The organism is Roseobacter weihaiensis (genome assembly GCF_020622345.1).
Classification (GTDB): domain Bacteria; phylum Pseudomonadota; class Alphaproteobacteria; order Rhodobacterales; family Rhodobacteraceae; genus Roseobacter; species Roseobacter weihaiensis.
On the sequence record NZ_JACNMO010000059.1, the window covers coordinates 1 to 4,728 of the forward strand.

Genomic DNA, 4,728 nt, shown 5'->3' on the forward strand with positions numbered 1-4,728 from the left:
GCAGCGGACTTCTAGAAGGCATCCCGTCACCGACGCCATTATGGGGCGGCACGTTCGACCCCGGAGAGAACCATGAGCCCGATGCGACCTAAATCCGTCCTTGAAATCGAAGCCGCAGATAGAGAACCTTGCAAGGTCATTGTCCTGAACCGCTCTGATTTCCGCCGGCGCGAGGTTTAGAACGGCGTCCATCGCAGCGCGCCTCTGCGCTTCCCATTCGAATTGTGAGACGGGGGCGGTCACGGAACGCGCCCTACTGAACTGCAACAGACCGAAATGAACCGCAAAGAAGCATTAGTCCGGGTTTCGGAACGAGCTTCCAGAGCTAGGATGCGGTCAGTGCATTTTGAAAGGGAATCAATATGATTGAACTTGCCACTATTCTCGCTGCGATCGGCGCCACAGACACTGGCCTCAAGACCGTCAAAGCGGGTGCGGAAACCATCAAGTCGATACAGGGTATGCTTGGGCGCGGTTCCGGCGAGAAGGACATTGATGTGACCGCGTTGAGAGAACTGGTTCAAGATTTGCGGGATGAGAACATTGGTCACCGAGAGGCACTTCAAGACGCACGCGAGAAACTTCTCGAGATCAAGCGCAGTGCGGAAGAGCAAGACGAAATTGCAGATCGCCGCGCCAAGTACACATTCCACACATTTCCCGAAGGAGGCGTTGTGCTCAAGATACTTAAGGATCTGAAGATCAATGAGACGCCGGAGTACATTTGTGCGGAATGCTTTGAAACCGATAAGCGGTTCATCCCACTGCAGCAAAGGGCGGCGGCCTTGTGCTGCCAAAAGTGCAGCGGTGTCTTTCAGAATAGAACTGTAAGGCAGCCAAAAGTTGCCAGAGGCGGTAGCAGGGGGCGAAGTTGGATGGACCGCTGACATCCGAGGATCTTCCAATTTTTTGCAACCCTGCTGCCGCAATTCCGCAGGTCGGCAGTGAGCCCAATCTACCTGATGCTGCACGATGCATGAACGACCGCTAACCTGAGTTAGAGAACTGCGGTGATCCTGGCGCAAGTTGAAGGGCCTCGATTATAGCTTCTAGATGGATGCGCATTTCAGCCTCTGCTGCTTTGGGGTCTTGGCGTTCAATTGCATCAACGATGCGCTGATGTTGGTCACTGTGCTGCCCCTTGAACTCTTTGATGCCAATGTGCCGATACGTGCGATCCCATTGTGACTGCCATGACGATCGACGCCTCGCTTCTGAAAGAAAAGTCAGGATCGAAGACAGGAACGGATTTCTTGCGACCGTCGCGATGGTCTGGTGAAAGATGTCATCTGCTTTCTGACATTCGAACCTGTCTGGGCCGTCACGCCCTACCGCGATACACTCGTTCAACTTTGCAATATCAAGCGCGGTCGCTCTGCGGGCGGCTTCCGCTGCCACCACTGGCTCGATCAGGTATCGCGCCTGTACCAACTCCTGAACGGATGTGGCCTGAACCGTTAGGCTTTCCCTCAGCAGTGCTGTGGCGGGCCTTGGGCCATAGAATGTCCCTTGGCCCACATGACGCCAAATCTCGTTCTCTTGCTCCAAAACAAGGATCGCACGCCGCAAGGTCTCACGGCTGCATGAGAACTGCTGCGCCAAGACCCGTTCAGGCGGTAACCTGTCACCGACGGCCAACTCGCCGGTCCTCACAAATTCCCTAAGTTTGGCGAGCGCTGTTGCCGCTTTTGTATACTGCATGACAAATCCAGACCAATTTTGAGACCAATGTAACAGGCTGATAGAGGCTTTCGAAAGGGATCGAAGGAATTGATGTGGTCGAGCTAGTTGTCATCGTTGCTGCCGGGTTTCTGTGTGGTGCATTGAACGCCATTGCGGGCGGTGGAACCTTCGTCACGCTGCCTGTTCTGATATGGATTGGGATACCGCCGGTTGTCGCAAATGCGACGGCAACAACGATGGCCGTGCCGGGCTACATTGCAAGTGTTTGGGCCTATCGCCGCGATATTCGCGCCGAAGGCGTCCTGCGACTTGGAACGATCATCATGATAGCGGCATTCGGCGGCGTATTAGGTGCAGTCCTTCTTATCGTGACGTCGCCTGATGCGTTTCTGGCGCTTGTCCCATGGCTTTTGCTGACGGCGACGTTCTTGTTTGCATTTGCTCCCCACCTTCAAAAGCTATCTGAGGGCGGCACCATCGGCACGCGCTCAACAGCAATGGCCGTCACCGTGCTTGTGTTGGTCACAACATACGGGGGCTATTTCAACGGCGGGCTGGGCATCATCATGCTCGCCGCACTTGCGCTACAGGGCTACCGCAACATTCATGGGATGAATGGGCTAAGGAACCTGCTCGCGTCCATTCTATCCACACTATCCGTTGCCACATTCATGACCGCAGACCTCATTGCGTGGGAGGCAGCCATTCCCATGGCCCTCGCCAATATATGCGGGGCATATGTCACATCATGGTTTGTGCGCCAAATGACGCGGATGGACATTCTGCGCGGTGTCATTGTCGCCATAGGAGCTGTGATGCCAGTCATATTTTTCGTTGTGTGATCCGTTCCGTACAACTTGAAAGACGCCCAATTGCGAGGGCTTGCCTGACGTCACTGACGAAGAACCCAATCTAAGAGAGACCCACAAGAATGCCTGAAACACTCCTACCCGAATTTGGACCGTGGGTGATCTGTGCGGTCACGGTCTTCTTTGGCACCCTTGTTCAACGACTATCAGGCGCGGGATACGGCATGTTTGCGGCCCCCGTCATGGCACTTGTTGCGCCAGAATGGGTGCCGGGGACGGTGCTTCTCGTCGGGTTTGTGATTGGGTCAGGCGCTATGCTGAACACGCGCGGCTCGGTACAGTGGAAAGACCTGCCACCCGGCTTTGCCGGGCGTATTCTGGGGGCAGGCATCGCCGCCTACATTGCCACGGCTGTTGTCGGCACGGACGCGCTCGCAATCATCGTGGGATTCATTGTTCTGTTCGCTGTTGTGCTAACGCTACTCGGGCTTTCGTTTCCGATCACCACCGGCTCCTTGTTTGTTGCGGGTGCCGTGGGTGGCATTATGGGAACCCTGACAGGCATCGGCGCACCCCCGATGGCCATACTGTACTCCAAAGTTGAAACGCGCAGGTCGGCGGCAACACAAAACGCATTCTACGGATTCGGAACGCTTGTTGCGATCATCGCGCTTTCGATTGCCGGGGTTCTCACACTTGCACAAGTCGCATTTGCCGCCACTCTCGCGCCCCTTGTGCCAATCGCGCTTTGGGTGTCAAAACCGCTGGCGGTTCGGTTTGAACGTGGCGCGATCCGGCCTTGGGCGCTTGGGCTAGCGACATGCTCGGCTCTGGCTTTGCTTTGGCGGAGTTTCTAAAGCAGCCATTGGGGCGCACGCAGCGAAGGCTCGCAAAGTCCGCAGACTGTGTATTCGACCGTGGTAAGATTTTGCGCTTGCGGCGAATGGCCGGTATCTCTGCCGCCGCGCGGCGTCATGATGTGAGCACGTGCAGCGATTTCCGCGCTGCGAGCGCACGCGGCGAGAAAATCGAATTTATAGGTTGGGCTCTCAGCCGCCGAATGCCACCGCAGCACGCAGCCCGGCCAGGGCGTCGTGAGACCGGCTGTTCACCAAAACGGCCAATCTCTTGACTTTTCACCGCTTGATCCGGCACCTCGTCGTTAGCATTTTGGCAACCGCCGTTCATGCCAAGAGCGGCGAAACCGGGAAGTGAGCCCAGATTGACCGATGCTGCACTATGTATGGATGGCCGATCCCCTCAATCGCGCCATACTAATGGCATCAACAAAAACGCCTCCACGCAGCGCATAGTCGCGAAGTAGGCCTTCTTGCTCAAACCCCATTCGTTTATACAAATTGATTGCCCGAGTGTTATCCGCATTGACGGTCAATTCCACGCGTCGCAGCGCCCACCAATCATCCGCAACGTCTACCAACGCTGATAGCAACGCCGTTCCGATGCCCTTCCCGACGTATGCGTCATGTATGCCCATGCCGATAGTCCCAACGTGCGAACGCCGACCCTCGAAACGCCTGAGCGTGGCCATGCCGACAATCTTATCTTCCTGCACCGCGACCAGACCAACAAGCCCAGTGCCCCCGGTCCACATCTTTTCCCTTGTGGCGCTTACACTCTGATAGGGCAACCGCATTGTCCCCCAACGATATCCGGGCAAGTTCGCAAGGGCAGTAACGCCGGTGGCATCTTCGGGTTCAACCGCCCGGATGATGACGCCGCTGGGAACGTCATATTTCGGCCGTCGAGCGGCGCTGTTGCTTATGTCTGAGTTCTGGGGTTCCGTCATGTGTCTGCTCCTCAGTCAGCCGAAGGAGCGATGACCCCGCTCCATAAGGCAGGGTCGTTTGGAGGTTTATCGGCCTATGCCGCGCACGCCTCCCGACCCCATACGAAATGGGCCGTCAGGTGCGTGTGCTTCATTGTCAAAGCCATGATTGTCGATACCACGTTGGAAAGATGAAGGAAAGCGACTGTTGCTTATTGAACCGGATATTCGCGCAGCCGCAGCGAATTGGTACTTCTCTAATCGGGCGTTTGGGTCAAGTTCATTTCATTGTGTCATTTCCGTCCTATAGGGATCGCTGTCCTTCATCCGGGTCACGCTTCTCTTCGCAGTCATTGTAGGCCCGGTTCGGTTGGGCCGCTGCACGCATGTGTCGGAATGGACGTGGAGCGCCCCGCTTTGTCTCGCGCTTCAAATTGAGCAGTGAGCTTT

The 4,728-nt window shown here is 56.2% G+C and carries 5 protein-coding genes; 3 read left to right on the forward strand and 2 right to left on the reverse strand.

Annotated elements, in window-relative coordinates; genetic code table 11:
- The first annotated feature begins 362 nt into the window (after window positions 1–362).
- Complete coding sequence (locus H7847_RS26355; RefSeq protein WP_227272653.1) at window positions 363–887, forward strand: hypothetical protein; 525 nt, start codon at window positions 363–365, stop codon at window positions 885–887.
- A gap of 100 nt (window positions 888–987) precedes the next feature.
- On the opposite strand, the gene H7847_RS26360 is transcribed toward H7847_RS26355, so the two are convergent.
- Window positions 988–1,701, reverse strand: coding sequence for a FadR/GntR family transcriptional regulator (locus tag H7847_RS26360; protein ID WP_227272655.1), 714 nt, complete (start codon window positions 1,699–1,701; stop codon window positions 988–990).
- Between the two features lie 74 nt (window positions 1,702–1,775).
- On the opposite strand from H7847_RS26360, the gene H7847_RS26365 reads away from it, so the two are divergent.
- Together H7847_RS26365 and H7847_RS26370 are read left to right on the forward strand one after the other, a co-directional pair.
- Window positions 1,776–2,525, forward strand: coding sequence for a sulfite exporter TauE/SafE family protein (locus H7847_RS26365; RefSeq protein ID WP_227272657.1), 750 nt, complete (start codon window positions 1,776–1,778; stop codon window positions 2,523–2,525).
- An 89-nt stretch (window positions 2,526–2,614) separates the two neighbouring features.
- Window positions 2,615–3,349: a sulfite exporter TauE/SafE family protein gene (locus H7847_RS26370; protein ID WP_227272659.1), complete on the forward strand. Its 735-nt coding sequence runs from the start codon at window positions 2,615–2,617 to the stop codon at window positions 3,347–3,349.
- Between the two features lie 380 nt (window positions 3,350–3,729).
- Here H7847_RS26370 and H7847_RS26375 read toward each other — a convergent pair whose 3' ends face one another.
- Window positions 3,730–4,299: a GNAT family N-acetyltransferase gene (locus H7847_RS26375; RefSeq protein WP_227272661.1), complete on the reverse strand. Its 570-nt coding sequence runs from the start codon at window positions 4,297–4,299 to the stop codon at window positions 3,730–3,732.
- Between the last annotated feature and the right edge of the window lie 429 nt (window positions 4,300–4,728).